This is a genomic window from Pseudarthrobacter sp. SSS035 (assembly GCF_023273875.1).
Taxonomy (GTDB): Bacteria; Actinomycetota; Actinomycetes; order Actinomycetales; family Micrococcaceae; genus Arthrobacter.
The window spans coordinates 960,463-986,153 of sequence record NZ_CP096882.1; the positions used below are offsets into that span (position 1 = coordinate 960,463).

The 25,691-nt window shown below is 64.9% G+C and carries 23 protein-coding genes and 1 riboswitch; of the genes, 8 read left to right on the forward strand and 15 right to left on the reverse strand.

What is annotated here, in order from left to right:
• Window positions 1-133: 133 nt before the first annotated feature.
• From groL to MUN23_RS04410, 5 genes are all read right to left on the reverse strand, one after another.
• The gene (groL, locus tag MUN23_RS04390) at window positions 134-1,762 is read right to left on the reverse strand and encodes a chaperonin GroEL (protein ID WP_248762293.1); all 1,629 of its coding nucleotides are present in this window, start codon (window positions 1,760-1,762) and stop codon (window positions 134-136) included.
• Between the two features lie 291 nt (window positions 1,763-2,053).
• Window positions 2,054-3,334, reverse strand: a complete 1,281-nt coding sequence (locus MUN23_RS04395) for an ABC transporter substrate-binding protein (protein WP_248762294.1) — start codon at window positions 3,332-3,334, stop codon at window positions 2,054-2,056.
• Entirely contained in the window at window positions 3,331-3,537 is a 207-nt protein-coding gene (locus tag MUN23_RS04400) for a cold-shock protein (RefSeq protein ID WP_141139551.1), read from the reverse strand. Before MUN23_RS04400 ends, MUN23_RS04395 begins: the two co-directional genes overlap by 4 nt.
• Window positions 3,538-3,695: 158 nt before the next feature.
• On the reverse strand, window positions 3,696-4,313 hold the full coding sequence (locus MUN23_RS04405; protein WP_248762295.1) for a LytR C-terminal domain-containing protein: 618 nt from the start codon (window positions 4,311-4,313) through the stop codon (window positions 3,696-3,698).
• Between the two features lie 51 nt (window positions 4,314-4,364).
• Entirely contained in the window at window positions 4,365-4,694 is a 330-nt protein-coding gene (locus MUN23_RS04410) for a DUF3263 domain-containing protein (RefSeq protein ID WP_058929987.1), read from the reverse strand.
• A 133-nt stretch (window positions 4,695-4,827) separates the two neighbouring features.
• Here MUN23_RS04410 and MUN23_RS04415 point away from each other — a divergent pair, with 133 nt between their 5' ends.
• Entirely contained in the window at window positions 4,828-5,598 is a 771-nt protein-coding gene (locus MUN23_RS04415) for a uracil-DNA glycosylase (RefSeq protein ID WP_248762296.1), read from the forward strand.
• 14 nt (window positions 5,599-5,612) lie between these two features.
• Window positions 5,613-6,452: a siderophore-interacting protein gene (locus MUN23_RS04420; protein WP_248762297.1), complete on the forward strand. Its 840-nt coding sequence runs from the start codon at window positions 5,613-5,615 to the stop codon at window positions 6,450-6,452.
• Between the two features lie 26 nt (window positions 6,453-6,478).
• Here MUN23_RS04420 and MUN23_RS04425 read toward each other — a convergent pair whose 3' ends face one another.
• The 5 genes from MUN23_RS04425 to MUN23_RS04445 form a co-directional block, all read right to left on the reverse strand.
• Window positions 6,479-7,966, reverse strand: coding sequence for a threonine/serine exporter ThrE family protein (locus MUN23_RS04425; protein WP_248762298.1), 1,488 nt, complete (start codon window positions 7,964-7,966; stop codon window positions 6,479-6,481).
• A 39-nt stretch (window positions 7,967-8,005) separates the two neighbouring features.
• A complete protein-coding gene (locus MUN23_RS04430) occupies window positions 8,006-9,322 on the reverse strand; it encodes a peptidoglycan bridge formation glycyltransferase FemA/FemB family protein (protein WP_248762299.1) in 1,317 nt (438 codons plus the stop codon).
• An 86-nt stretch (window positions 9,323-9,408) separates the two neighbouring features.
• Window positions 9,409-10,482: a peptidoglycan bridge formation glycyltransferase FemA/FemB family protein gene (locus tag MUN23_RS04435; RefSeq protein WP_248762300.1), complete on the reverse strand. Its 1,074-nt coding sequence runs from the start codon at window positions 10,480-10,482 to the stop codon at window positions 9,409-9,411.
• A 325-nt stretch (window positions 10,483-10,807) separates the two neighbouring features.
• On the reverse strand, window positions 10,808-13,684 hold the full coding sequence (gene gcvP / locus MUN23_RS04440) for an aminomethyl-transferring glycine dehydrogenase (RefSeq protein WP_371875978.1): 2,877 nt from the start codon (window positions 13,682-13,684) through the stop codon (window positions 10,808-10,810).
• Window positions 13,685-13,870: 186 nt separating this feature from the next.
• Window positions 13,871-13,968, reverse strand: a riboswitch (glycine riboswitch).
• Between the two features lie 93 nt (window positions 13,969-14,061).
• Window positions 14,062-14,601, reverse strand: a complete 540-nt coding sequence (locus tag MUN23_RS04445) for a TetR/AcrR family transcriptional regulator (RefSeq protein WP_248762302.1) — start codon at window positions 14,599-14,601, stop codon at window positions 14,062-14,064.
• Window positions 14,602-14,667: 66 nt separating this feature from the next.
• Between MUN23_RS04445 and MUN23_RS04450 the strand changes: the two genes are divergently transcribed.
• Window positions 14,668-16,254 carry an MFS transporter gene (locus MUN23_RS04450; RefSeq protein ID WP_248762303.1) on the forward strand — a complete coding sequence of 529 codons (1,587 nt, stop codon included), beginning with the start codon at window positions 14,668-14,670 and terminating at the stop codon, window positions 16,252-16,254.
• 95 nt (window positions 16,255-16,349) lie between these two features.
• Here MUN23_RS04450 and MUN23_RS04455 read toward each other — a convergent pair whose 3' ends face one another.
• Window positions 16,350-16,829: a Dps family protein gene (locus MUN23_RS04455; protein WP_248762304.1), complete on the reverse strand. Its 480-nt coding sequence runs from the start codon at window positions 16,827-16,829 to the stop codon at window positions 16,350-16,352.
• Between the two features lie 212 nt (window positions 16,830-17,041).
• Here MUN23_RS04455 and MUN23_RS04460 point away from each other — a divergent pair, with 212 nt between their 5' ends.
• The 3 genes from MUN23_RS04460 to MUN23_RS04470 are packed head-to-tail and all read left to right on the forward strand — an operon-like array spanning window position 17,042 to window position 20,731.
• Window positions 17,042-18,133 (forward strand): nitrilase-related carbon-nitrogen hydrolase, encoded by a 1,092-nt coding sequence (locus MUN23_RS04460; protein ID WP_248762306.1) that lies wholly within the window; start codon window positions 17,042-17,044, stop codon window positions 18,131-18,133.
• The gene (locus tag MUN23_RS04465) at window positions 18,130-19,155 is read left to right on the forward strand and encodes an agmatine/peptidylarginine deiminase (protein ID WP_248762308.1); all 1,026 of its coding nucleotides are present in this window, start codon (window positions 18,130-18,132) and stop codon (window positions 19,153-19,155) included. The genes MUN23_RS04460 and MUN23_RS04465 overlap by 4 nt, the downstream gene beginning before the upstream one ends.
• 13 nt (window positions 19,156-19,168) lie before the next feature.
• On the forward strand, window positions 19,169-20,731 hold the full coding sequence (locus tag MUN23_RS04470; protein ID WP_248762309.1) for an APC family permease: 1,563 nt from the start codon (window positions 19,169-19,171) through the stop codon (window positions 20,729-20,731).
• A 112-nt stretch (window positions 20,732-20,843) separates the two neighbouring features.
• Here MUN23_RS04470 and MUN23_RS04475 read toward each other — a convergent pair whose 3' ends face one another.
• The gene (locus MUN23_RS04475) at window positions 20,844-21,392 is read right to left on the reverse strand and encodes a hypothetical protein (RefSeq protein ID WP_111909547.1); all 549 of its coding nucleotides are present in this window, start codon (window positions 21,390-21,392) and stop codon (window positions 20,844-20,846) included.
• Between the two features lie 236 nt (window positions 21,393-21,628).
• The gene (locus tag MUN23_RS04480; protein ID WP_248762310.1) at window positions 21,629-21,931 is read right to left on the reverse strand and encodes a DUF4193 domain-containing protein; all 303 of its coding nucleotides are present in this window, start codon (window positions 21,929-21,931) and stop codon (window positions 21,629-21,631) included.
• A 240-nt stretch (window positions 21,932-22,171) separates the two neighbouring features.
• On the opposite strand from MUN23_RS04480, the gene MUN23_RS04485 reads away from it, so the two are divergent.
• On the forward strand, window positions 22,172-23,266 hold the full coding sequence (locus MUN23_RS04485) for a glycosyltransferase family 2 protein (RefSeq protein WP_248762311.1): 1,095 nt from the start codon (window positions 22,172-22,174) through the stop codon (window positions 23,264-23,266).
• An 11-nt stretch (window positions 23,267-23,277) separates the two neighbouring features.
• Entirely contained in the window at window positions 23,278-23,439 is a 162-nt protein-coding gene (locus MUN23_RS04490; protein WP_248762312.1) for an LPXTG cell wall anchor domain-containing protein, read from the forward strand.
• An 8-nt stretch (window positions 23,440-23,447) separates the two neighbouring features.
• Here MUN23_RS04490 and MUN23_RS04495 read toward each other — a convergent pair whose 3' ends face one another.
• Both MUN23_RS04495 and MUN23_RS04500 read right to left on the reverse strand, forming a co-directional pair.
• Window positions 23,448-24,674, reverse strand: coding sequence for a glycosyl hydrolase (locus MUN23_RS04495; RefSeq protein ID WP_248762313.1), 1,227 nt, complete (start codon window positions 24,672-24,674; stop codon window positions 23,448-23,450).
• 186 nt (window positions 24,675-24,860) lie between these two features.
• Entirely contained in the window at window positions 24,861-25,181 is a 321-nt protein-coding gene (locus MUN23_RS04500) for a GYD domain-containing protein (RefSeq protein WP_058930002.1), read from the reverse strand.
• Window positions 25,182-25,691 lie beyond the last annotated feature (510 nt).

Consider the following 25,691-nt stretch of genomic DNA (forward strand, 5'->3'; position numbering starts at 1 on the left):
TTGGTCCCCAACAAGCCTTCCAAGGGACCGAGAGTGATAGAGCAACGCGTTCCCGGGAGGCGTTAACGCCGACGGCGGCCCCCACCGTTTGGTGAGGACCGCCGTCGTGCGTCTTACTGTGGGGAAATGGGGACTAGAAGCCGCCCATACCGCCCATGTCGTCGCCGCCACCCATGGCCGGAGCGTGCTTCTCCGGCTTGTCGGCCACAACGGCCTCGGTGGTGAGGAACAGACCGGCAATGGAAGCCGCGTTCTGCAGGGCAGAGCGGGTTACCTTGACGGGGTCGTTGATGCCGGCAGCCAGCAGGTCGACGTACTCGCCGGTTGCTGCGTTCAGGCCGTGGCCTGCAGGCAGGCCGCGGACCTTGTCGACAACAACGCCAGGCTCAAGGCCGGCGTTGAAGGCGATCTGCTTCAGCGGGGCGTCGATGGCAACGCGGACGATGTTCGCACCCGTTGCTTCGTCACCGGTCAGGTTCAGGTTCGCGAACGCCTTGGCGCCGGCCTGGATCAGCGCAACGCCGCCACCGGCGACGATGCCTTCTTCAACAGCAGCCTTCGCGTTGCGGACAGCGTCCTCAATGCGGTGCTTGCGTTCTTTGAGCTCAACCTCGGTTGCGGCACCGGCCTTGATGACTGCAACGCCGCCGGCCAGCTTGGCCAGGCGTTCCTGCAGCTTCTCGCGGTCGTAGTCCGAATCGGAGTTTTCGATCTCGGCACGGATCTGGGAAACGCGGCCAGCGATCTGGTCGGCGTCGCCGGCACCTTCAACGATGGTGGTCTCGTCCTTGGTAACAACAACCTTGCGGGCGCGTCCCAGGAGTTCCAGTCCGGCGGTCTCCAGCTTGAGTCCGACTTCCTCGGCGATGACCTGGCCACCGGTGAGTACAGCGATGTCGGCCAGCTGGGCCTTGCGGCGGTCGCCGAAGCCCGGAGCCTTGACGGCTACGGACTTGAAGGTGCCACGGATCTTGTTGACGATCAGGGTGGCCAGGGCCTCGCCCTCGATGTCCTCGGCAATGATCAGCAGCGGCTTGTTGGACTGCATGACCTTTTCCAGGACAGCAACCAGTTCCTTGACGTTGGAGATCTTGGAGTTGACGATCAGGATGTACGGGTCCTCAAGGACCGTTTCCTGGCGCTCGGTATCGGTAACGAAGTAAGCGGAGATGTAACCCTTGTCGAAGCGCATGCCTTCGGTGAGCTCGAGCTCCAGGCCGAAGGTGTTGGACTCCTCGACGGTGATGACGCCTTCTTTGCCCACCTTGTCCAGGGCTTCAGCGATCAGGGCGCCAATTTCGTCGTCACCGGCGGAGATGGAGGCAGTAGCCGCAATCTCTTCCTTGGTTTCGATTTCCTTGGCGGAGGCCAGCAGCTCAACCGTGACGGCCGCTACAGCCTTCTCGATACCGCGCTTGAGGGACAGCGGGTCAGCGCCGGCCGCGACGTTGCGCAGGCCTTCCTTGACCAGGGCCTGCGCCAGCACGGTAGCCGTGGTGGTGCCGTCGCCAGCGACGTCGTCCGTCTTCTTGGCAACTTCCTTGACCAGCTCGGCGCCGATCTTTTCGTAAGGGTCGTCCAGCTCGATCTCCTTGGCGATGGAAACACCATCGTTGGTGATCGTGGGGGCGCCCCACTTCTTTTCGAGGACGACGTTGCGTCCACGCGGGCCGAGGGTGACCTTGACGGCGTCGGCGAGGATGTTCAGGCCCCGCTCAAGACCGCGGCGTGCCTCTTCATCAAATGCAATGATCTTGGCCATAACGGCAGTAGTCCTTTCGGGACAGTCGTTAAGAATGAACCTCACTGGGGTGCCCGCGACGGACGATCCTTCACCGGCGGCCTCTGTATGCCGCGGCTGGGGATCTCACTCCAGCTAGGTATTTCTCTCGCTCCACGACCGCCGCCAAGCCCCGATGCCGGACAAACCGGACGTTGCTTTAGCAGTCGGTACGTAGGAGTGCTAACTCAATAATTAGCACTCCCTACGTGAGAGTGCAAGCGAAAGGTCCCGCAAATCGCCCTGTCAGGGCGGCCCGTTCGCCACCGGCGATCAGCCTGCGGCCCGGCCTGCCGCCTCACGGCCGCTGAGCACTGCCCTGTTGTCTGCGCCGTAGGTGAACACCATGTAGTTGGCCGTGGTGATGTCACCGTTGGAGTCGAAGGCAACCGGCCCGGATTCGCCGTCGTAATTAATGTCAGCCCCGGCCTTCAGGGCCGCGAGGCAGTCGGTGTAGGACAGGCACGGCTTGGTGGCCGGGCCCGAGGCCTGCGCGGCGGGCTGCCCGCCTGCTGTCCCGCCGGAGACGGCGATCAGGTTGGCGGCGATGGAGCGGCCGGCATCGTCGTAAGCCTTCGCCGCCGCCAGGACCGCCAGGTTCACGGCGTCGTAGGTCTCCGCGGCGAACGAAAGGTCTTTCAGGGCGGGGTTGACCGACACAAGACGGGCTTGGAAGTCCGCAGACGGCAACAGGCCCGGCACCACTGCACGGGCGCCTTCGAGCGCCTTGGATCCAAGTCCCGAACCGTACTGGGCGAAGGCGCCGTCGCTCAGGATGATGCTCTTGCCCGAAAGTCCCGCGTTATTGAGCTCTGCGATGGCGCCCTGGGCGTCGTCCCTGGCGATCAGCACGACAGCGTCAGGAGTGGCGGCCTTGGCAGCAGCTGCGGCGTTCCCGGCGTCGCCGGGCTTGAAGGCGGTGGTGGAGACAGTTTCCAGGCCGGCGTTCTTGGCGGCGCCGGTCACCGCGGCAGCTACGTCCTTTCCGTAGCTAGAGTCCTGGTGGACCACGGCCAGGCTCTTGGCGCCGCCGTCCTTGGCCAGTTTCACCAGCACCGAGGCCTGGGCAACGTCCGCCGCGGCCGTCCTGAAGTAATAGCCGCCGCTCTTGTAGCGGGACAGGCCGGCGGCGGAGTTGGCCGGCGAGACGAGCGGGACGCGGGCGGCCGAGAGGACGTCGATGGCGGCGGCGGCGTGACTCGAATCCGTGGGTCCAATGACCGCATCAACCTTGGCTGAGGCCAGATTCCTGGCCTGGGCGTCGGCGCCATCACCGGCGCCTACCACCAGATCTACAGGCCTGCCCTTGTGGCCCCCGGCCGCATTGATTTCCTTGATGGCCAGTTGGGCCGCAGCGAGCTGCGAGTCGTTGAGGAAGGCCTGCTTCCCCGCGCTGTCCTGGATCAGCCCGATCCGCAGCGTGCCGTCACCGGATGCTTCAGCGGATTCAACGCGGGCGTTGCCGCCTGCCCCGGCGCAGCCGGCCAGGGCCAGCAGGAGTGCCGCCCCTGTAGTTGTGCGGACGATTGTTGAGCGCAGGCTGCGGGAGATCACTGAGCGGGCCGGACGTTTTCTGCCTGCGGGCCTTTCTCGCCTTCGCCGACTTCAAGCTCGACGCGCTGGCCTTCATCCAGGGCCCGGTAACCTTCGCCCTCAATGGCCGACCAGTGCACAAAGACATCGTCCCCGGAGCCGTCCACCGTAATAAAGCCGTAGCCCTTTTCGGCGTTGAACCACTTAACCGTTCCCAATGCCATGATGTCTGCTCTTTTCCGTCGTGCCGTCGGTCCCCGTCGGAAGTGTGCCGCTTGTTACGGACCGAAGCCTGAAATCACTTTAGCGACAAGCCTCCCGGCGGGCCGAACCACACGGCCGCTCCGGTGCCCAAAAGTTATTCAGGCGTGACCGCGAGACGCTACTGGTAGCCCGGCCCCAGGACAACAACCAAGGGCACCTGGAATTCCTGGGTCTCCACCAGGGTAGGGATGTTCAGGAGTTTGGAGACTGCTTCGGCGTTGGCTTTCTGCGCCGGGCCTGCATAGAAGATTGCGGATGTCTGCTGCGGAGCGCCGCCCCAGTTCCCCACCTGACCCAGCGTCCAGCCATCGGCCTGGACCATCGAGCTGATGCGTCCGGCGAGCCCGGCCTTCCCGGCGGCGTTGTAGATGGCCACGCCCTGGGACTTGTCCAGCACAACCGCGGAGGGAATGTTGCTGGGCGAAGCGCTGGGCTCCGCGTCAGGGCTATTGGAGGGCTCCGGGTCCGTGGAGGCTTCAGCAGTGGCCGACGGTGCCGCGCTTGCCTCAGGGGCAGCGGTTGATTCCAGGCTGGTGGAGGCTTCACTGCCGGCCTGGGTGAACCCGAGCTTGGGAAGGATCAGGAAGGACACCACTCCAATGGCCAATGCCACAATCCCCACCGCGACGATGGGCCACAGCTTCCGCCGGGCAGGCGCCGAGGCCGCACGGTGGACGCCCTGCCGCGAGGCGGACTCCGGAACCTTGTCGAATTCATCCCGAGCGTATTTGGTCATGGTGGGGAGACGTCCTTGTTGATTGCTGCTGATGGCTCAGCACGAGCGTGGTCAGGCGTCGGAACCCAGGCGTCGTGCAGTGCGTGCCCGGTGACGCGACGTACGTAGTCTACGCAATCTCTTGACCAACATGGGGTCGTGGGCCAATGCAGCCTCGGTGTCGATGAGGGCGTTGAGCAGCTGGTAGTAGTGGGTCGCGGACAGGTCGAACAGCTCCCTGATGGCCTGTTCCTTGGCCCCGGCGTACTTCCACCACTGCCGCTCCAGTGCCAGCATCTGCTGGTCGCGCTCGCTCAACGGGGAGTCGCGGAGGGTAAAGTCAGCCAGCAAAGAACCGCGCTCCTCCGGCTCCGGCATATGTTCCCGAGCAGGTTCCGCCACGGCATACCCCTTCGCTGGTCTCGCTGAATCACCGGTCAAGTTACAAAATCTCCTCCCCATGCTACGGCGTGAATAACACGGTTGTCATTTGCGCCCCGGCCGCAGCGTCCGGCAACCCTGCGAGAATGGGAGCGTGTTTGAATCTGACGCGCTGTTCGAACTGGCAGCGGACCCGGCGGATCCCGTTGGCTTTGCCGAGATGGCCGCCCTGCCGCTCAGTGAGCTGATGGCTGCCGACTGGGCGGAGGCGCTGGGCCCCGTAGAGAGTGAGCTGCGCGGCGTCCTGGGCTTCCTGGCCGCCGAAGTTGCCGCGGGGCACCGGGTGCTGCCGGCGCCGTCGAACGTTCTGCGCGCCTTCCGGCAGCCGCTGGCTGGCGTGAAGGTCCTGGTAGTGGGCCAGGACCCGTACCCGACGCCGGGCCACGCGATCGGCCTGTCCTTTGCCGTTGACGGGCGCACCCGCCCCATCCCGCGGAGCCTGGCGAATATCTACCGCGAACTGGAGTCCGACCTCGGCCTTCCGGCGCGCGTCCACGGCGACCTGTCCGCCTGGGCCAGCCAAGGGGTCCTGCTGCTGAACCGGGTCATGAGCGTCCGCGCCGGGGCAGCCGGCTCCCACCGGGGCAAAGGCTGGGAGGCCATCACGACGGCGGCAGTCACCGCGGTGGCCAGCCGGCGCACTTCCGACGGCGGGCTGGCGCCGCTGGTGGCGCTGCTGTGGGGCAAGGACGCGGAGAGCGTCCGGCCCCTCCTGCCCGGCACGGCGGTCGTGTCCAGCGCCCACCCCAGCCCGTTGTCGGCGTCGCGCGGATTCTTCGGCTCCCGGCCCTTCAGCACCATCAACCAACTGCTGCAGGACCAGGGATGCCCTGGCGTAACTTGGGAACTTCCCCCGGTCCCTTAGCTTAGGCTTGCCTTATGAGCACTCTTCCGGCCGCCACCAATGCCACGAAAAAAACACGTCCGCAGATCGATCTCACGGTCATTCGACGGGAAGAACTCTCGCCACACATGGTCAGGATCGTGGCCGGCGGCGAAGGTTTTGCCGCCTACGTGAACAGCACCTTCGTGGACCGCTACATCAAAATCGTCTTCCCGCAGCCCGGCGTTGACTATGCCCAGCCCCTGGACCTGTGGACCATCCGCGAAACCATGCCCCGCGAGCAGTGGCCCTTCACCCGTACCTACACGGTCCGCTGGGTGGACACCGAGGCCAAGGAACTCGCCATCGACTTTGTGATCCACGGCGACGAAGGGCTGGCCGGCCCTTGGGCGGCTGCCGCCAAGCCCGGGGACGCCTTCACCTTCACCGGCCCCGGCGGCGCCTACAACCCGGCGCCGGACGCTGACTGGTACCTCTTTGCCGGCGATGAAGCCGCACTTCCTGCGATCGCCGCCGCCATCGAATCGTTGCCGGCAGAAGCGACCGGCCTGGCGTATATCGAGGTGGACAGCGACGCAGACATCCAGCCCCTCGCGTCCCCGGCGGGCGTTAAGGTGACCTGGCTACGCCGCCACGGCGCGCCGGTAGGCGCCGGGGACCTCCTCGTCTCAGCAGTGGCCGACGCCGAATGGCCCACGGGCCGCGTTGACGTGTTTGCCCATGGCGAGCGCGGCTACATGAAGAGCCTGCGGGACGTGTTTTTCGTCCGGCGCGGCCTGGAACGGAGCCAGGTTTCGCTGTCCGGCTACTGGGCCCAGGGCCGGGTGGAGGACGACTTCCAGGCCGAGAAAAAACTGCCCGTAGGGAAGATCTGACCGGCATTTTTCGACGCCGGCGCTAGCTAGCGCCGACGGGCGCGGCGGCGTTCGTTGCTGGCCAGGCTGCGTGTCAGCGGCCGGGCCAGGGTGTCGCCGAGGACGATCCCGCCGGCTGTGCCCAGGACGATCGCGCCGGCGTTGAGCATACCGCCGGCGCCGAGGAGGACTTCGGATTCTTCGATGGTCAGCACATACATGGACCGGAAAATGGTCAGCCCGGGCAGCAGGATCAGGGCCGCGGGGACGGCCACCACCAGCTGCGGTGCGCCCATCTTCAACGCCACCACGCGCGCCAGCAGGCCAATCACGACGGCGGCGAGCGCCGGGGAGAACCGGTCACCGACGCCGAGGGACGCGGCACCCAGCAGCACAAGGTAGCCCACCACGCCCACGCCCGCGGTAGGCAGCAGCAGCTCCCAGGAGGTCTGCTCCGTCACGCCGATGGCCATCACGGCGACGGCGATAAAGATGACCAGGACCCAGAGGTCGTAGGCTGGCGGGAATGTCTGGGTAACGCTGATGGGCTGCATTCCGGTCATCTGGCCCACCACAAAGGCCACCGCAATCCCGGCCACGATCGCGCCGAACGTCAGCAGCGTGGACAGAAACCGGCCCGCTGCGGTCACGGGGAACCCGTTGATGGCATCCTGCACCGAGGAGACCAGGCGCCCGGTGGGGAGGAGCAGGAGGATGCCGCCCACCACCACAATCGCCGGGGCGTTGGTGAGTTCAAAGCGCCACAACAGCAGCGCGGTGAGCGTAACGCCGAACGAGCATGCCGCCGTTGTAAAGAAGTCCGGAACCCGCCACCGGCCCAGCTGGCGGGCGAGCAGGCTGACACCGATGTTGGCCACGAAAGCAATGCCCGAGGACACCGGCCCGCCGCCGAGCACACCCACAAAGACTGCGGCGAACACGCCGAAGGCTATGGTGACCATCCAGCGAGGGAACGGTTTGGGGCTGGTGATGGCCTCGTCCAGCCGGCGGATGGCTTCATCGCGGCCCACTCCCCCGGCCACGATTTCCGTCACCAGCCGGTGTACTTTGGCCAGCCCGGCATAGTTGTTGGTCCAGGACCGCACCACCCGAAGCAGCGAGATGGGCGTCTGGTCCTTGGGCGCATAGTTGATGGCCACGGACTGGTTGGTGATGTCCACTTCGATGTTTTTCAGCCCCAGCGCCGCGGTGACGGCAATAATGCTCGTCTCCACTTCCAGGGCGCCTGCCCCGTAGCGGAACATGGTCTCGGCCAGGTGCAGGGAAAAGTCCAGGGTCTTGCGTGCGGAGGTGTCCACGCCTCCCACCTGGATCATGGGGTTGGCGTAGGGGCTTCCGGCGAGCCTGTCCACAATGCTCAGCGGCGCCGTCGGCGGGTTCTCCCCCCGCACCAGGCGCCGCAGCATCCGCTTGGCCGCGGCATCCTGGCGGAGCTGGGAGGGGGTGAGCGGCTCTGTTTTGGGCAGGCCGTCGGTGGGAGGCCTGCGCCTTGGGTTGTCAGGTCGATCGTTCACCTTGGTGCTCCTCCCTTACTGGCAGTTCGTGGTTTGGTGTTAGGCCTGGCGCTTCAGCGGCAGTTTGCCCAGCAGGGTGCGGGCCGCCGCGATGGCCGCGCGGACCAGGCGGTTGGCCTGGAATGCTACGGGCCGCACCGGCATCACGAAGTCACCCAGCAGCTGGACCACATCGCCGCCGAAGCCCTTCTTGAACTCGTAGCCGCCGTGGCCTTCTTCGTCCTGTCCCTGGATGCCGAAGGTGCCGTAGAAGTTGTAGCGCGAGTAGCCCTTGTCCAGCCCGTGCAGCATCATTCCCCAGTACAGGGACGTGGCGCCGTTGAAGTAGATGTAGTCCTGCTTGGTGCCGCCGATAACACAGACCACCTCGTCGCCGAAGCAGACGAAGTGGATGGCGGCCACTGTAGCCACACCCACCGAGTCCGGGAACCGCTCGATGTCCTTGAGGCTGCGCTCGTAGCTGTCCACGAGGTCCTGGACAACCTTGAGCCGGTTGGCTTTCTTTTTGCTGCCGGTCTCTTCGACTTCACGGCGGAGTTCGGCTGCGGACGCGGATTCCGCTTCCAGGCGTTCGGTGATGGACTTCCGGTACGCGGGGATGTCGATCTTGGCCATCATAAGTTTGGTGAACTCGGCCGAGGTGGTTCGCAGGAGCTGGTCGTAGTATTCGCGTTCGCGGTAGAAGAAGCCCTTCTCGTCCCCGGCTGTGCTCAGCGCGTCATAGAACTCGTCAAGGGTCTCCAAAGTAGCCTGCTCCAGGAACACGCCGTTCTTTTCAGCCTTCCGGATGGCCTTCCGTGTCCGGTAGCTGGTACCCATGATGAGCTCCTCGGCGTCCGTGATGCCGCCGAGCTGCTTGATGAACATCCAGTTCACGTTGGCGAAGTTCATGTCCGAGCCCTGGTGCTCAAGACCCAGTCCAGCCAGTTCCGCCACGAGCGGCCTGTTGTCCACGATCTCGGGGTGTTCGGCGCCGTCGGCATCGCGGGCGATGTACGTCAGGTTCGGGGAAATCCGGAGTTCGGCAGCCTTGCGTTCCGCGGCGCGTTCCTTGAGGAGTCCGACGACGTCACGCACCAGTGCAGCGTCCGTGTAGTCCAGGAGGGGGCCCTTGGCGCACTCGCACACCGTGTAGCCCCAGCGGTTGGTGGTGAAGTTCAGTTTCCCGGCAGCGACCAGGTCGCCGTCGCGCCTGACACCGAACAGTTCCACTGACTGACCGCGGGCGCGCTGGAAACGGGTGAAGTCAGCGGACTGGATGAAGTTGTTTTGCGGATGATTGAGGGAGAAGGACTCAAACTCGGCATCGCTGAGGACGCTGAGCTCGAGTCCGGCTCCGGCCTTGGTTGGATTCACAGAAATAACCTCATCTATGGCTGGGCTGCCGGCTGGGGCAGGCGCTGGCCTTCGTGGTGTGGATGGTGAGAGTGGCTGGTGGGCGGTCAGTAGAACTGCTGGCCGGTGCGTGCGGTTTCAAGCCGGCGGAAGACCCGTTCCGCGGCCTTGACCCACAGGGTGTGCCTGAGGGGCGACAGCACGTAGTCGTAGCAGCCGACGAAGTCCGTCACCGTCTTGGTGAAGCTCGTTTTGAACATGCCCATGCCGTACAGGTGGTGGGTCTTGTCCTTGATCAGGCCGGACGGCGGCGTGCCGCAGAAGTCGTACTCGGTGCAGCCGAGTTCCTGCATTCTTCGGATGGCCTGCCACTGGACCAGGTGCGAATCGCCGTACTGCTTCCTGTTCTGGGTGGAGCCGCCGTCCTTGTAGGTTGCCTTGGATCCGTAGTTGATCACAAAGGCGCCCACACTGGGTTTGCCGTCTTCGTAAACGAAGAAGAAGCTGCCCTGGCCGCGGGTGCAGAATTCGTCCCAGAACCGCGTGTAGTACTCGAGGCTGCGCAACGGCATGGAGCCCTTGGCGTTCACGGTGTCTGCCATCAGGTCATACAGCGCCCGGTACGTTTCCGGGCTTGGCTCCTGCTGCACCACAGTGCAGCCTTCGCGCTCTGCCCGGCGGATCGCGTTGCGGGCGCGGGAGGAGATGGACCGGAACACCTGGTTCTCCGGTGCCGCGATGTCCAGGAGTGCCGTGGAGTCGTTGGACTGGATGTTCGGGGCCTTCACCAGGCCGGCGACGGCGAGCTGTGCCCGGGCTTCCGGGGTGCTCACGATGTCCGGTTCAATCTTGATGGTGAAGACATTGAGTTTCCGGCTCCGGACGAATGCAGCGCACGCGTCCAGGGCCGGCTTCAGGTCCTCGACGGCACCCAGGTCTGGACCTTTGATCAGGTACCACAGGCGGCCCAGCACCGGGAATTTCTTCTCCAGCACCAGGTTGTAGCTGGCGGTCCCGGCAGACTCCAGGACCAGGAAACGGGCGGTCCAGCCGCTGCCGTTCTTCACGGACGCGTAGGCAGCGGACTGCAGCATGTTGCCGCCGTTCGGGTTGGCCGTGACGTGCTTGTCCCAGTTCTCAATTTCCTCCGCTGTGGCAAAGCGGGCGGTGAATTCTCGCAAGGGGGCCGTGTCCAATCTCAGGGGTTTGTGCGCGGTTCTGTACTCGTAGTTACGTGCGGACATGTAGCCACAAGTCTAAAGCCTCCGGTTGGGTCGATCCCTCGGGGGTCCCCGATATCCTTGCAGCGCTGGGCCCACGCCGTCCGGGTTCCCTGACCGAGCTTGCGAGGTTAGGGGGACGGTGGGGAGCATGCTGCCGGACACCGGGGACCCCCGGGACCCGGCGGGACGGGGTTTTCGAAAGCGTGCGTCGGAGCGACGAAGGAGCAGCACGCGTGAAAAGCCCGGCTTGCCGGGTCCGGACTTGTACTTCGACTTCCGGACTCTAGTCTTCGAACTCGGACAGCGGCGGGCAGGAGCAGATCAGGTTGCGGTCCCCGGCTGCGCCGTCGATGCGGCCGACGGGCGGGAAGTACTTGTCCTGCTTGAGGTGGTGGACCGGGAAGGCGGCCTGCTCACGCGGGTACTGACGGGCCCAGTCGGAGGATACGACGGCGGACGCGGTGTGGGGTGCGTGGCGCAGCGGGCTGTTCTCGACGGTGAAGTCGCCGTTGGCCACCTGGTCGATTTCCTTGCGGATGGTGATCATGGCGTCGATGAACCGGTCGATCTCCACGAGGTCCTCGGACTCGGTGGGCTCCACCATCAGCGTGCCCGCGACCGGGAACGCCAGGGTGGGGGCGTGGAAACCGTAGTCGATGAGGCGCTTGGCCACATCCTCCGCGGTGACGCCGGTCTTCGCCGTCAGGTCGCGGAGGTCCAGGATGCACTCGTGCGCCACCAGTCCGCCTTCACCGGTATAGAGGACGGGGAAGTACTCGTTCAGGCGGGCCGCAACGTAGTTGGCCGCCAGCAGCGCCGACTTCGTGGCCTCGGTCAGGCCCTCGGCACCCATTAGCTTCACATAGGCCCAGGAGATCGGCAGGACACCGGCGGAACCGTAGTTGGATGCGCTGATGGCCACGCCGTGGCCCGCTTCGCGCGCTGCCTTGTTGGCGTCACCGGGCATAAACGGTGCCAGGTGGGCCTTGGCCGCGACCGGGCCAACGCCGGGGCCGCCGCCGCCGTGCGGGATGCAGAAGGTCTTGTGCAGGTTCAGGTGTGAGACGTCGCCGCCGAACTTGCCCGGCTGCGCCAGGCCCACGAGGGCGTTCAGGTTGGCGCCGTCCACGTACACCTGGCCGCCGGCAGCGTGCACGGCGTCGCAGATTTCGGTGACATCGGCGTCGTACACGCCGTGCGTGGAGGGGTAGGTGATCATGATCGCCGAGAGGACGTCCTTGTTCGCCTCGATCTTGGCGTTCAGATCCGCATGGTCGATGCTGCCGTCCGCCGCGGTGGCCACAACTACGACCTTCATGCCGGCCAGGACGGCCGAGGCGGCGTTGGTGCCGTGGGCCGAAGCCGGGATCAGGCAGACCGTGCGCTGGTCATCGCCGCGGGAGAGGTGGTAGCCACGGATGGCCAGCAGGCCTGCGAGCTCACCCTGGGACCCGGCGTTCGGCTGCAGGGAGACCTGGTCGTAGCCCGTGATCTCGGTCAGCTGGTCTTCGAGGTCGGTGATCAGTTCGCGCCAGCCCACGGTCTGGGAATCCGGGGCGAACGGGTGGATCGAGGCGAACTCCGGCCACGAGATGGCTTCCATCTCCGCGGTGGCGTTCAGCTTCATCGTGCACGAACCCAACGGAATCATGGTGCGGTCCAGCGCGAGGTCGCGGTCACTCAGCCGGCGGATGTAGCGCAGCAGCTGGGTCTCGGAACGGTGGGTGTTGAACACCGGGTGCTGCAGGTAACCGGAGGAACGCTCGACGGCGGCATCCAGCGCGAACCCACTGTCAGTGCCGGCGGCCGCGTCCACCGCCGCGGCACCAAAGGCTTCCAGCACACCGGCAACGATGGCCTGGGTGGTGGTTTCATCGGCGGAAACGCCGACGGTGTCGCCGTCGACGTGGCGCAGGTTGATGCCCTTGGCCTCTGCGGCGGCAACAATGGCGGCAGCCTTGCCAGGCGCGGAAACCGTGACGGTATCGAAGAAGCTCGTGTGCAGAACGTCCAGGCCGGCCGCCTTCAGGGACGCGGCGATGGTTGCCGCGTGGCTGTGGGTGGTCTCGGCGATTGCCTTGAGGCCGTCCGGGCCGTGGTACACGGCGTAGAACGAGGAGACGATGGCCAGCAGTGCCTGCGCGGTGCAGATGTTGGACGTGGCCTTCTCACGGCGGATGTGCTGCTCACGGGTCTGCAGCGCCAGACGGTACGCGGGGGTCCCGGCGTCGTCCTTGGACACCCCGACCAGGCGGCCCGGCATGGAACGCTCCAGCCCCTTCGCCACCGCCATGTACGCCGCGTGCGGGCCGCCGAAGAACAACGGCACCCCAAAACGCTGCGTCGAGCCGACGGCGATGTCCGCGCCCTGCTCCCCCGGAGGCGTGATCAGGGTCAGGGCCAGCAGGTCCGCGGCCACGGTCACGAGCGCGCCGCGCTCCTTGGCAGCCGCGATCACGTCTGCGTGGTTGAAGACCCGGCCGGAAACACCCGGCTGCTGCAGCACAACACCGTTGATGACGCCGTCGGGCAGGCCCTGGGACAGGTCAGCGACCTCCACCTCGAAGCCGAGGGCCTCGGCGCGGCCCTTCACGATGGCAATGGTCTGCGGCAGGCAGTCGGCATCCAGGACCGTCTTGCCGTCCCGGGCGCCCTTGTTCTTGTTGGCCCGGCGCATCATCAGCACGGCCTCGGCGACGGCGGTGGCTTCATCCAGCAGCGACGCGTTCGCGATCGGCAGGCCCACCAGGTCCTGGACCATGGTCTGGAAGTTCAGCAAAGCCTCGAGCCGGCCCTGGGAAATCTCGGGCTGGTACGGCGTGTACGCGGTATACCAGGCCGGGGCTTCAAGGATGTTCCGGCGGATCACGGCCGGCGTCACGGTGTCGTAGTAGCCCTGCCCGATCATCTGCACAGCAGTCTTGTTCTTCGCCGCGAGCTTCCGCAGCTCCGCAAGGACCTCAACCTCACTGAGGGCGTCCTTGAGGGCCAGCGGCTTGGCCTGGCGGATGGAGTCGGGGACGGCCGTATCCACCAGCGCGTCCACAGTGCCGTAGCCGACGGCCTTGAGCATGGAGTCGATATCGGCCTGGCGGCGGGCACCAATATGCCGGTCAACGAAAGTGGCCGAGGCCGAATTAACACTCACAAGGAACTCCATTACTAAGGCGGCGCAGGGTGCGCCACATCGACTCGGGTTCCTCCCCGCTCTGTCTGGGACCTGAGAGTTTCCGCGCAGCCTGCTTCCGCAAGGCTGCGCTTGCACCGTCGGTGGGCACAGCGGTCCTGACATTCCGGAGTGATCCGGGACGCTTCAGGCGGACGGCCTGCCACTTTCCAGAGTTGCCTGGCCGCGGCGGTACGTGGGCCTGAGAGATTCCTGGGGAGGATTTGCTCCTAGGGCGCCTGTTGTACCCACTAACAGAACTCTCCCGCCGCAGATCAAAGGCATATTCAGATTTTGTGGCGGCCGCAGATGGTCGCCACGCCGTCCAATTCTCCTACGCCCCGGGCCGCCGGGCAAATGAGGTCGCGGATTCAGCCGCGAAGCCGCTCCACGGCAGCGAGGAGCTCCTCAATGTCTCCATGCCTGCCCATGCCGTCCCCGGTGGTGCCGCTTTCCCACATGGCGTTGAAATACAGCCCGTCCCCCATGTACAGCACGGCTTTCGCCATGGCCGTGCCGACGTCGGCCGCGATCAGGTCCAACCATTGCTGCTGGATGGCGGCAAAGCGGCGCCGGGCCTCTTCATGGGCCACTTCAGCCAGCCGCGTGGCGGCCACGAAGGATCGGTCCATGGGCGAGTCGGACCAGAGCGAGGAACGGATGAAGTAGGCCGCCGCACCTTCGGCTGCTGCAGCCATCAGCGCGAGGTCCTCGACGGCCAGTCGGTCCAGCCGCTCCAGCACCGCAGCGATCAGCGCTTCCTTGTTGGGGAAGTGATAGAGCAACCCGCCCTTGGACACGCCTGCGCGCTTGGCCACTGCATCCAAAGTGGCAGCCCGCTCCCCCACGTCGATCAGGAGTTCTTCAAAAGCGTCGAGGACTGCGTCGCGTGCGACGGGATTTCTGGCCATGGCTTCAATCATGCACGCTCCGGGTCGCGTTTCTTAACTGTACCGTCTGGACGGTATAGTTATCGCATGACGTTGTCCGCACAGTCCAACCAGAACACCCGAAGCACATCCACCACGGCTGCCGATTTCAGGCCGTCAGGGCCCGCCAAGGCGCCCTGGCGCGATTGGCTCGCGCTGGCCCTGCTGATGTTTCCGGTGCTCCTGGTTGCGGTGGACAACACTGCGTTGACGTTCGCGCTTCCGGCCATCGCGAGCAGCCTGGAGACAACGGGAGTCCAGCTGCTGTGGATTGTGGACGCCTACCCCCTGGTGCTTGCAGGTTTGCTTGTTGCCATGGGCAGCCTGGGCGACCGGATCGGGCGCCGCCGGCTGCTGCTGACCGGCAGTGTTGGCTTCGCCGCGGTATCAGCAGCAACAGCCTTTGCTCCCAGCGCGGAGTGGCTGATAGCGGGGCGGGCCATGCTGGGGTTCTTCGGGGCCATGCTGATGCCCTCAACCCTGTCCCTGATCCGCAACATTTTTCCGGACCCAAACCGGCGTCGGCTGGCGGTTGCCATCTGGGCTGCCGGCTTCTCCGGCGGCGCCGCCCTGGGTCCCATATTCGGCGGGTGGCTGGTGGAGCAGTTCTGGTGGGGCGCCATCCTGCTGGTCGCAGTGCCCATCATGCTGCCCCTGCTGGCGTTCGGCCCTGCGTTCATCCCGGAATCAAAGGATCCGCGCCCGGGGCGGGTGGACGTGCCCAGCATCGTCCTGTCCCTGCTGGTAATGGTGCCCGTTGTGTATGGCATCAAGGAGCTGGCGACCGATGGCTTCGGGGCCGCTCCTGTGGGTCTTGTTGCCTTTGGCCTGGCCATGGGCGTCGTCTTTGTCCGCCGCCAGCAGCGGCTGGCCTGCCCCCTGCTGGACATGTCCCTGTTCGGCAACCGGGTCTTCAGCACTGCCATCACGGCAAACGTGCTGGCCCTGTTCTCCTTCAACGGCTTCATCCTGTTCCTCGCCCAGCACCTGCAGCTCCTGGACGGAATGACTCCGTCGGCCGCCGGAATTGCCATGATCCCGGCCCTGGTGGCCACAGTGCTGGCTGGGCTGGCAGTGGTGCCGCTGGTCCGGAAGGTGCGTCCGGGCTTTGTGGTGGCGGGTGGCCTGGCCCTGAGCGCCACCGGCTATGGAATCGTGGTCTTCGGTGACCACGGCTCCGGCCCGGCCCTCCTGCTGGCCGCGCTGCTGATCCTCGCCCTGGGCGTGGGCACAGCGGAAACTATTTCCAATGACCTCATCCTGGGCTCCGTTCCAGCGGAGAAGTCGGGAGCGGCGGCCGCCATCTCCGAAACGGGCTATGAGGTGGGGTCCCTGCTGGGGACGGCGGTGCTGGGCTCCATCCTGACCGCTTCCTACCAGCGCAATCTCCGGCTTCCGGCCGGGGTGGAGGAAACGGCGTCGGGCACTGCAGTACACCAGGCGGGTGAAACTCTGGCGGGCGCCGTGGAGCTGGCCGCCGGCCTGCCTGCTCCGCTGGCCGAAGCGCTCCGCGGCGCAGCACGCCTGGCGTTTGATTCGGGCGTCCACACCACTGCGGCAATCGCGCTGGTACTGATGGCGAGCGCGTCAGTCCTTGCCGCCGTCGTACTCCGGAAAGTTCCGACGGCGGACTAGGCGCTCGTCCCCGGCAAGCCGGCGAGCGCACAAAAACGCCCGGCGCAAGGAATCCTTCCGGCGCCGGGCGCTTGTGGCCTCGTTAGGGCCGACTCTTACTTGGCGTCAGGGGCGGTGACGCTGGCCGAGGCCTTCATGGTCTCGGCGTTCACCATCCACGCGTACTGCTCCAGCTTGGCGATGAATTCGTGGAGCAGGTCCGCGGTGGTGGGATCCTCTTCGTCCACTTCGTCATGGACCTTGCGCATGGTGCCCACGGCAGCCTCAAGCGCGGCAACGATCCGCTCGATGGCGTCCTTCGTGTTGATGAGCCCTCCGGGGAACTGCGCGAGGCTGGTGGACTTGGCCACGGTGGCACTGCGGCCGTCCGGCAGGGCATGCAGGGCGCGCATCCGCTCGGCCATATCGTCCGCGAACTGCCGGGCGGCATCCACGATTTCGTCCAGCTGCAGGTGAAGGTCCCGGAAGTTGGTCCCCACGATGTTCCAGTGGGCCTGCTTGCCCTGGATGTGCAGCTCAATCAGGTCCGCAAGTACGGCCTGCAGGTTATTGGTCAGGGTCGGCGAAGCTTTCATGAATCCTCCTCGATTGGTCCAGTAGTCCCGACGCTATCAGCCACGGGATCGATCACGGCAGGCCGGAAGCAAATTTCTCAGTGAGCTTACTAATCTCACGGAGCGAGATAAAAGAATGGGATTCATTTAAATCATTGCGCGAAAGCCGTCCATCCTCCATACTAAATGAACGTCATTCATTTAGTGACGGTCGTCTCACTGGAAGTAAGCACATGATTGAAATTTCCTGCCTCGACTCACCCACGTCCTTGGCCCGGACAACGCCGTCCGTCCGCCCTGCCCTTCGGGTGGGCGTTGTGCAGCACCGCTGGCATGCAGACACCGCCGTCCTGCAGGCCGAACTCGATGAAGGAATCGGCCGCGCCGCCAGGCTCGGTGCCACGGTTGTGTTCCTGCCCGAACTCACGCTTTCCCGCTACCCTGCAGACACCTGCCCCGAGAACAATTCGGCCGCCGGCATCCGCCCGTCGGACATCGCTGAGGACCTGCTCACCGGACCCACGTTCCGGTTTGCTGCCGAGTCGGCCCGCCGCCACCGCGTGGCTGTCCATGCCTCGCTCTACCAGCAGGCACCGAACCCGGACGGCAGCGACGACGGCCTGGGGCTGAACACCGCTATCCTGGTGTCGTCCGAGGGCGAACTGCTCGCCCGCACGCACAAGCTCCACATCCCGGTCACCGCGGGCTACTACGAAGACAAGTTCTTCCGCCAGGGGCCGGCGGCCGCGGATGCCTACGAGGTCCACGCGCCGGCAGAACTGGGCGGCGCCCGGCTGGGCATGCCCACCTGCTGGGACGAATGGTTCCCGGAGGTGGCCCGGCTCTACTCCCTCGGTGGCGCAGAGATCCTGGTCTACCCCACCGCCATCGGTTCCGAGCCGGACCACCCGGAGTTCGACACCCAGCCGTTGTGGCAGCAGGTCATTGTGGGCAACGGCATCGCCAACGGGCTCTTTATGATCGCCCCCAACCGCTGGGGCAGTGAAGGAACGCTGAACTTCTACGGCTCCTCCTTCATCTCCGACCCCTACGGCCGCGTCCTCGTGCAGGCCCCGCGTGACGCCTCCGCTGTGCTGGTGGCAGACCTCGACCTGGACCAGCGGCGGGACTGGCTGACGCTCTTCCCCTTCCTGTCCACGCGCCGCCCCGATACCTACGGCCGGCTTACGGAACCCGTACGCCGTGACCAGCCGCTCGGCGGCGAAGAGGGAGAAGTCGGGATTTCGACAAGCTCAATCACCGGGCATAGAGGCTCAATCACCGGGCCCGCAGGCTCCATCAACCGTCAGCAGGTGACCGCATGAGCACGTGGCGCATGCCCGCCGAAACCGCTCTGCAGGAGCGGCTGTGGATGGCCTTTCCCACCGGCGGCTACACGCTGGGCGACACGGAGGAAGATGCCCACGCTGCCCGGTCCACCTGGGCAGCGGTAGCCAACGCCGCCGTCGAATTTGAGCCGGTTACCGTGGTAGTGGACCCCGACGACGTCGGCATCGCCGCCCGCTATCTGAACCGGAACGTCGAGGTACTTGCCGCCCCGCTCAACGATGCGTGGATGCGGGACATCGGCCCCACGTTCGTGCTGGACCAGGACGGGAGCCTCGGCGCCGTCGACTGGATCTTCAACGGCTGGGGTGCCCAGGACTGGGCGCGCTGGGACAAGGACGCGCTGATCGCCGGCGAAGTCTCGGGCCGATCCGGGGCCACGCACATCGTGTCCGCGCTGGTCAACGAAGGCGGCGGCATCCAGGTGGACGGCCAGGGAACCGTCCTCGTGACCGAAACCGTGCAGCTGGATCCGGGCCGCAACCCGGGACTCAGCCGGGCCGACGTCGAAGCCGAGCTCGCCCGGACCATCGGCGCCACGCAGGTGGTCTGGCTCCCGCGCGGACTGGCCCGCGACTCGGAACGGTTCGGCACGCGCGGTCATGTGGACATCGTGGCCGCCATCCCCTCCCCCGGCACACTGCTGGTGCATTCCCAGCAGGACCCCCGCCACCCGGACTTCCAGGTAAGCCGCGACATCATCGAGCACCTGCGCACCACGAGGGACGCGGCCGGACGGGAGTGGACCATCATCGAAGTCCCCGCCCCTGAAGTGCTCTGGGATGACGAAGGCTTTGTCGACTACAGCTACATCAACCACGTCGTGGTCAACGGCGGCGTCATCGCCTGTACCTTCGGGGACCCCAACGATGACAAGGCGCTGCAGATCCTGGCGGAGGCCTACCCCGGCCGGCGTGTGGTCGGCATTGACGCCCGTGAGCTCTTCGCCCGCGGCGGCGGCATCCACTGCATCACCCAACAGCAGCCTGCTGCCTCGTAGAAAGCGCTGGACAATGACCCAAACCACCCGCACGAGCACCGCCGCAGGCCAGCCTTCCGGGACTGACCCGGCCGGCTCGGCGCACGGCATCACCGCAAAAGGACTGAAGGGCAGGCAACTGGGCCTCGTCGCCGTCGTCGTTCTTGGCATTTCCACCATCGCGCCGGCCTACACGCTGACCGGCGCGCTGGGGCCGACTATCGCCGAAGCCGGCCTTCAGGTCCCCGTCATTTTCCTCATCGGTTTCATCCCCATGATCCTGGTGTCGCTCGCATACCGGGAACTCAACGCCGATTCCCCGGACAGCGGCACCACGTTCACCTGGGTCACCAAGGCGTTCGGGCCATGGGTGGGCTGGATGGGCGGCTGGGGGCTGCTCGCGGCCAACATCATCGTCCTGTCCAACCTGGCCGGCGTCGCCGTTGACTTCTTCTATCTGTTTCTTGCCCAGCTGACCGGCAACCCCGAACTGGCAGATTTGGCCTCCAACACGCTGCTCAACGTGGCCACCTGCTTCGTGTTCGTGGCGCTGGCCGTGTGGGTCAGCTACCGGGGCCTGCACACCACCAAGATCGTCCAGTACGGGCTAGTGGGCTTCCAGCTGGTGGCTTTGGGAATCTTCGTGGCCATGGCTTTCGCCAACTGGTCCACGTCCGAGACCGCCATCCCGTTCAGCTGGGAATGGTTCGATGTCACCAAGATCGAGACCTTCGGGCAGATCGCCGCCGGCATCTCCCTCTCGATCTTCGTGTACTGGGGCTGGGATGTCTGCCTGACCGTCAACGAGGAAACCGCCAACGGCAAGAAGACCGCGGGCCTCGCCGGCACCCTGACCGCCGTCGTGGTCCTGGGCATCTACCTGGTGGTCACCATTGCCACCATGATGTTCGCAGGTGTCGGGGATACCGGGATCGGCCTTAACAACGAGGAGAACAGCGCCAACATCTTCACGGCACTCGCGTCCCCGGTCATGGGACCGTTCGCCATCCTCATGTCCCTCGCGGTGCTCTCAAGCTCGGCGGCTTCGCTCCAGTCGACCTTCACCTCGCCGTCGCGCAGCCTGCTGGCCATGGCGCACTACGGCGCCCTGCCCAAGCCATTCGCTACCATGAGCAGGAAGTTCGCGACGCCGGGCTTCGCCACCATTGCGGCCGGCGTCGTTTCAGCGGGCTTCTACGCGATCATGCACGTCATCAGCCAGAACGTCCTCAACGACACGATCCTGGCCCTCGGCCTGATGATCTGCTTCTACTACGGCCTGACCGCCATCGCCTGCGCCTGGTACTTCCGGAACAGCGTGTTCAGCAGTGTCCGCAACTTCATGCTGCGGCTGCTCTGCCCGGTAGCGGGCGGCGTCGGATTGTTTGTGGTTTTCCTGCAGACAGCCATCGACAGCTGGGCGCCGGAGTTCGGCAGCGGTTCGGAGGTCTTCGGGGTTGGGCTGGTGTTTGTCCTGGGCATCGGGATCCTGGCGCTCGGGGCTGTGCTGATGGTGATCATGGCACGCCTCCGTCCGGGGTTCTTCCGCGGCGAAACCATCCGCCGGGACACTCCTGCGCTGGTAGTCCCCGAGTAGTTGCTCCACCCACAGCACACAGAACGGCGCCCTGCCCGGAAAGTCTCCGGAGCAGGGCGCCGTTTTGGTTTCCTGATCTTGCCTCAACGGCGGTTCAGCAGCGAACCGCGGGTCACCAGAAGTGCGCTACATCAACCACCATGCGCGATCCGGATCCCGGGCCGTCCAGGGTGAAGACCCGGAACGGGAGCCGGGCACGGACACCCAGTCCGATGCTGGTATAGCCTTCGAAGCTGCCCGCGTAGGCCACCTGCCGGAAGGTCTGGTATCCCGACACGTCGGACAGTTCGGCCTTTGCCGCCGGGCTGTAGGTGACGTTGTAATTGCTGTCATAGGACGGTGCGTTCACAGTTACCTGGAGGAATGCTGAGCCCAACAGTGGGATTTCAAAACCTGAACCGTCCTGGACCACGGTCGGAACGTACTGAACCGTGTAGCCGGCAACAGGGCCGTTGAGATCAACCACCATCCGGTCAAAGCAGTAGTGCTGCCCTGTCCGGACGTTGGTGACGGATGCGGTGCTCATGGCCGGGTCTGATTCAGCCAGCGATCCCCATACGAGTCCGCAATACGATGTGGTTGCCGAGGCGGGCCCCGGAGCCAGGAAACCCAATCCGACAGCCATCAAAATGACTGTCAGCCACGTATGAATCTTTTTCACTGTGGGCCACCCTTCGAGTGATTAGGTAGCTCAAGCGTAGGAGCCTCCGTGGCCACTCAAAAGGGTTGTTGCCGCTTCGGCGCGGAACCGTTAATCGGCCTTGGTTCCGGTCACGCGGGCGTGATTCTTCAGCACTTTTCGGGGCCATCGAAACGCTATTAATGCCGTTTCTGCACCCTGCCGTTATGCATAATAACGACGCTGGCGCGCCTCACCGGAGTGCCGGCGTCGGGCGTTCAGCCTTCGCACTCGATGCAGTACTTCAGGCCGTTCTTTTCGCGTGCGACCTGGGACCGGTGGCGGACCAGGAAGCAGGATGAGCAGGTGAACTCATCGGACTGTTCGGGAACAACAATGACGGTCAACTCTTCGCCCGAGAGATCGGCTCCGGGAAGGTCGATGCCTTCGGCGGTGTCGGTCTCCTCGACGTCGATGACTGCGGTCTGGGCACTGCCGCTGCGGGATGCCTGCAGGGCCTCCAGCGACTCGGCAGAAGCCTCGTCGTCAGTCTTGCGTGGAGCGTCGTAATCGGTAGCCATGGCGTGTTCACTTTCGTCGCTGCACGGCACCATTTCAGGCGCCTCAGTGAAGCAGTTTAGGTCATTATGCCGCTACTTGGGCAACAGTGTGGCCAACCAGACAGATTTCGTCGCTTCGCCCTCTGCAGACGGGGTACTTGATGCAACCTTGACGGTATCCGGGGGCGAAATCTGAGAAGGCGCCTGCAGGATGGGTTCGCAGGCCGCTGGGGTCTGCAAAACCCACCCGAGGAGGCCGCCGTGGATACCGCAGCTTCGGTGGGCCTGCGCATAGTCGTGCTGGTGCCCGCGTACAACGAGGCGGGCTCAATCGGGGCAACCCTCCATGGCCTGATGCTCCAGTCCCGTCCCGCGGACCTCATCGTGGTCATCCCCAACGGCTGCACCGATTCAACGGCCTGGGAAGCGCGGAAGTACCCGGTGACCACCATGGAGCTTCCCCGATTGCAACACCGCAAATCCGAAGCCCTGAACCGGGCCTGGGCGAAGTACGCATTCGACGCCGACGTGGTCATCTGCCTCGACGCGGATACGGTCCTGCCCCCGAACGCCGTCGAAGCCTGGTCCCGGGAATTCAGCGCGGAAACGGGCGCGCTCCTCGGTGGCTCGTCGTCGAAATTTACGATGCAGGACCCCGGATTTCTGAGCCGGCTGCAGAAGGCTGAGTTCGCCACGTGGACCGATACCGCCCTGAGGAGGGGCCGGACCAGCGTTCTGGCAGGAACCGGCTGCGCCATCAATAACGCCGTCCTCCGTCAGATCGCGGCCCGGGACGACCGGGAAGGGCCGTGGGTCTACACGTCACAGGTCGAGGACTTCGAACTGACCTACCGCATCCGGGAACTGGGCTTTATCTGCCAGGTCTCCCCCGATGTCCGCGCCTACACCGACTCGATGAAGACACTCAAAGCACTGTGGGGCCAGCGGATGAAATGGCAGGTCGGCACCGTGGAAGACCTGCTGGACCTTGGAATCAACCGGCTGACCCTGCGGGACTGGGGCCAGCAGGCCATGGGTCTGCTCGGTGTGTTCCTGAAGCTGCTGTGGATCGCCGTCATTGCCCTCTCACTCACGTTGGGAGTGTTTCGAGTCGTCCTGTTCTGGTGGCTGGTGCCAATCCTGTTCGTGGCGCTGGACATCAAGCGGGCCCTGCGGATTCCGCACCGCGACTGGAAGGACGTCCTGATGGCAGCCACGTTTTTCCCGCAGGAATTGTTTATGTGGCTGCGGTCCGGGTGGTTTCTGGCATCCTGGTGCGCTGTCCTGACCGCAAGGATCACCCGGCGGCGGATAGACCGCTGGGAAGCGCAATACACAGCAGAGGAAATCAACTAACAATGTACGGAATGAACACCGCCCTACCCGCTTCCGGAGCCGCTTTGGGCGCCACCGGGCTGGCGCACACCGGCCTGGACGTCATGGCCGCCCTGCTGACCGCGCTTGGCGTGATGCTCATAGGTATGGCCTTGCTGGGGCTGGTCCGCCGGGACAGCAAGGCGCGTCCCTAATTACTGGATCAGGGAGTCCGACGTGCCTGCAATGCCGACTTGAACGCTGAGGCGGAGGTGGCACTGCTGTTGATGCGCCAGTCGGTTTCTTTCTGGAGGTGGAACCACACGAAGCCCATAACATCAGGCTGGGCCGCCAAATAAGACACGAGCTCAGTGTTCCAGGCAGCCTTGTTGCCCCCTGCTTCGCTGGAAGCCGTCTCGCTGATCAGGATGGGAACTCCGGGTGCAAGTGCACGCAACTGGGCTATCCCCGGAGCGAAGAGATCCTGCGGCGATATCCAGCCGCTCCACGAGGCGGAAGTGCCCCAGTTATACCCGTCAAGGGCCACAACATCCACGTATCCGACGCCGGGAAAGAGGCCGGCGAGATCGGTGGAACCGTAGTAGGGAACATTCGGGCTCCAAACCCAGGACACGTTGCCGGCTCCGGTGGCAGCAACAACGTCGTGAACATGGCGCCAGGCCTCTTCGTAGTCACCGGGCTGATTGCCGTTGACGCCTTCGGCCCACGGGTACCAATTGCCATTCATCTCATGGGCGAATCTGAGCTGGACCGGCTGGCCCCAGGCCGCAAGTGACTGGCCCCACTGTGTGATGTGGGCGTCAAAGTCGCCGGCGGCTATGCGGTCCAGGGAGTAGGCCGGCTGTTCCATTCCGCCGCCCCAGGCCCAAGGTTCCCAGGTGATGAGCGGGACGGCGCCGCGTGCCCGGACGGAGTTCATCTCGGCGATGGGGGGAGCCTGGAGGAAGTCCTTGTAAAAGAGAATGGTGGACGGGCTTTCGCCGGCCAGTTGCGCCACTTCATCCAGTTCCCCGCTGGCCAGTGGGCCGCCGGCCGTGGCCACCCCGAACCGAAGTGCGGCGGTGCTGACCGGAGGGAGCATCGGCGCCGGTGCGGTCACGGTGAACACGGACGAGGCCTGGATGGACGAGGTCTTGGCCGTGATGGTCAACGATCCCGGGGTTGCGGAAGGGATGGTGATCGAGGTGCTGAAGGCACCCGAGGCTGCCGTTTTCATGGGAAAAGTCGTGGCACCGGCGATCACCGTCCCCGTGGTGGAGGCTTTGAACCCCGTTCCGCTGACGGTGACGGCGGATCCTGCCGCTCCAGTGGCCGGGCTGAGGGAAATCCGGCCTGTGGCTGGCGCTGCCTGGGCTGCCTGGGCCTGCATCAGTCCCAAAGCCAGACCCAGGCCGACCACTACCGCGATGGATTTCAAAGTTCTGAGCATGGCGATCGGTCCCCCGCAATCGGCAAGGCGGTTTGGAAAACCGCCGGTCAGGTGGTGCCTAGCGGCACTTTTCTGATCCTAAGGGTTGGACGCCGAAACCAGACCGGATTTTTTCGAAATCTTTGAAAGGAACTCTGGTGACCGAAGGTTCGACTGGCGCTGCACGAGGCAGCCCGGTCGAAGCCGTTACTGACCGGGGGCCCGGTAGGCAGGTGTCTTGCCCACGGCTGCGTCAATATCCTCGGGTGTCATGAGCGGCGTGAGGTGAAGGTCCACGGCGCCTGTGGAATTGATCATCAGGGATAGGGCAACAGCACTCGGCTGATCGGGAACGTCGAAGACCCCCAGGACATCCGTCTCGCCGAACGCGTAGTAGATGCATTCCAGTGATCCCCCAACCGACTCCAAGGCCTTTACAACGGCGTCCCGACGCTTGGACCCACCCTCCTGCATCAGGCCTTTGATGCCCTGGCCCACGTAATTTGCTTGGAAAAGATACTTAGTCATGGCCGATTCCTGTTCTGCTGTGCCCAGAACACGAACCTATCCGCACGCCCAGAACAGAGGATGAGTGAGGGGCTCTGGAGTTCTCCCCGGCAGGGGGTTGTGGGCCGAGTCTAGGCCTCGCCCCCGGGAACTGGCAACGGTCGGTTTTTGCTTTTCAGCCACACACAGCAGGAAGCCGTTACTGAGCGGGGGCCGGCATGCGGGCGTCTTGTCCACAGTTGCGTCAACATCCTCGCATGTCATGAGCGGGGTGAGGTAAGGATCCATGGCGCCGGGCCATTCTCCGCGACCAGGGCCCCCGACGTCCCAAGTACTCGCGCGTCGCTTGCGGCAGGAGAATCAACCTGCAAGAGATGTATGAACACCTTCTTTGCAGCTGACGATGCACGGCCTCCGAGAGTTCTCAAATAACCGCAAAACGGAGCATTAACCCTCAGCTAACTTGTATATACAAGCTGTGTTTTTGCTTGTTTTCCGGCTCTGCACTGCGGCAGGGTTGAGATGTCAACC

Coding starts and splice junctions, on each gene's coding strand:
- groL (WP_248762293.1), bottom strand. CDS start 1,762: ATGGCCAAGATCATTGCATTTGATGAAGAGGCACGCCGCGGTCTTGAG.
- MUN23_RS04400 (WP_141139551.1), bottom strand. CDS start 3,537: ATGGCATTGGGAACGGTTAAGTGGTTCAACGCCGAAAAGGGCTACGGC.
- MUN23_RS04405 (WP_248762295.1), bottom strand. CDS start 4,313: ATGACCAAATACGCTCGGGATGAATTCGACAAGGTTCCGGAGTCCGCC.
- MUN23_RS04420 (WP_248762297.1), top strand. CDS start 5,613: ATGAGCACTCTTCCGGCCGCCACCAATGCCACGAAAAAAACACGTCCG.
- gcvP (WP_371875978.1), bottom strand. CDS start 13,684: ATGGAGTTCCTTGTGAGTGTTAATTCGGCCTCGGCCACTTTCGTTGAC.
- MUN23_RS04445 (WP_248762302.1), bottom strand. CDS start 14,601: ATGGCCAGAAATCCCGTCGCACGCGACGCAGTCCTCGACGCTTTTGAA.
- MUN23_RS04450 (WP_248762303.1), top strand. CDS start 14,668: ATGACGTTGTCCGCACAGTCCAACCAGAACACCCGAAGCACATCCACC.
- MUN23_RS04455 (WP_248762304.1), bottom strand. CDS start 16,829: ATGAAAGCTTCGCCGACCCTGACCAATAACCTGCAGGCCGTACTTGCG.
- MUN23_RS04460 (WP_248762306.1), top strand. CDS start 17,042: ATGATTGAAATTTCCTGCCTCGACTCACCCACGTCCTTGGCCCGGACA.
- MUN23_RS04465 (WP_248762308.1), top strand. CDS start 18,130: ATGAGCACGTGGCGCATGCCCGCCGAAACCGCTCTGCAGGAGCGGCTG.
- MUN23_RS04470 (WP_248762309.1), top strand. CDS start 19,169: ATGACCCAAACCACCCGCACGAGCACCGCCGCAGGCCAGCCTTCCGGG.
- MUN23_RS04480 (WP_248762310.1), bottom strand. CDS start 21,931: ATGGCTACCGATTACGACGCTCCACGCAAGACTGACGACGAGGCTTCT.
- MUN23_RS04490 (WP_248762312.1), top strand. CDS start 23,278: ATGAACACCGCCCTACCCGCTTCCGGAGCCGCTTTGGGCGCCACCGGG.
- MUN23_RS04495 (WP_248762313.1), bottom strand. CDS start 24,674: ATGCTCAGAACTTTGAAATCCATCGCGGTAGTGGTCGGCCTGGGTCTG.
- MUN23_RS04500 (WP_058930002.1), bottom strand. CDS start 25,181: ATGACTAAGTATCTTTTCCAAGCAAATTACGTGGGCCAGGGCATCAAA.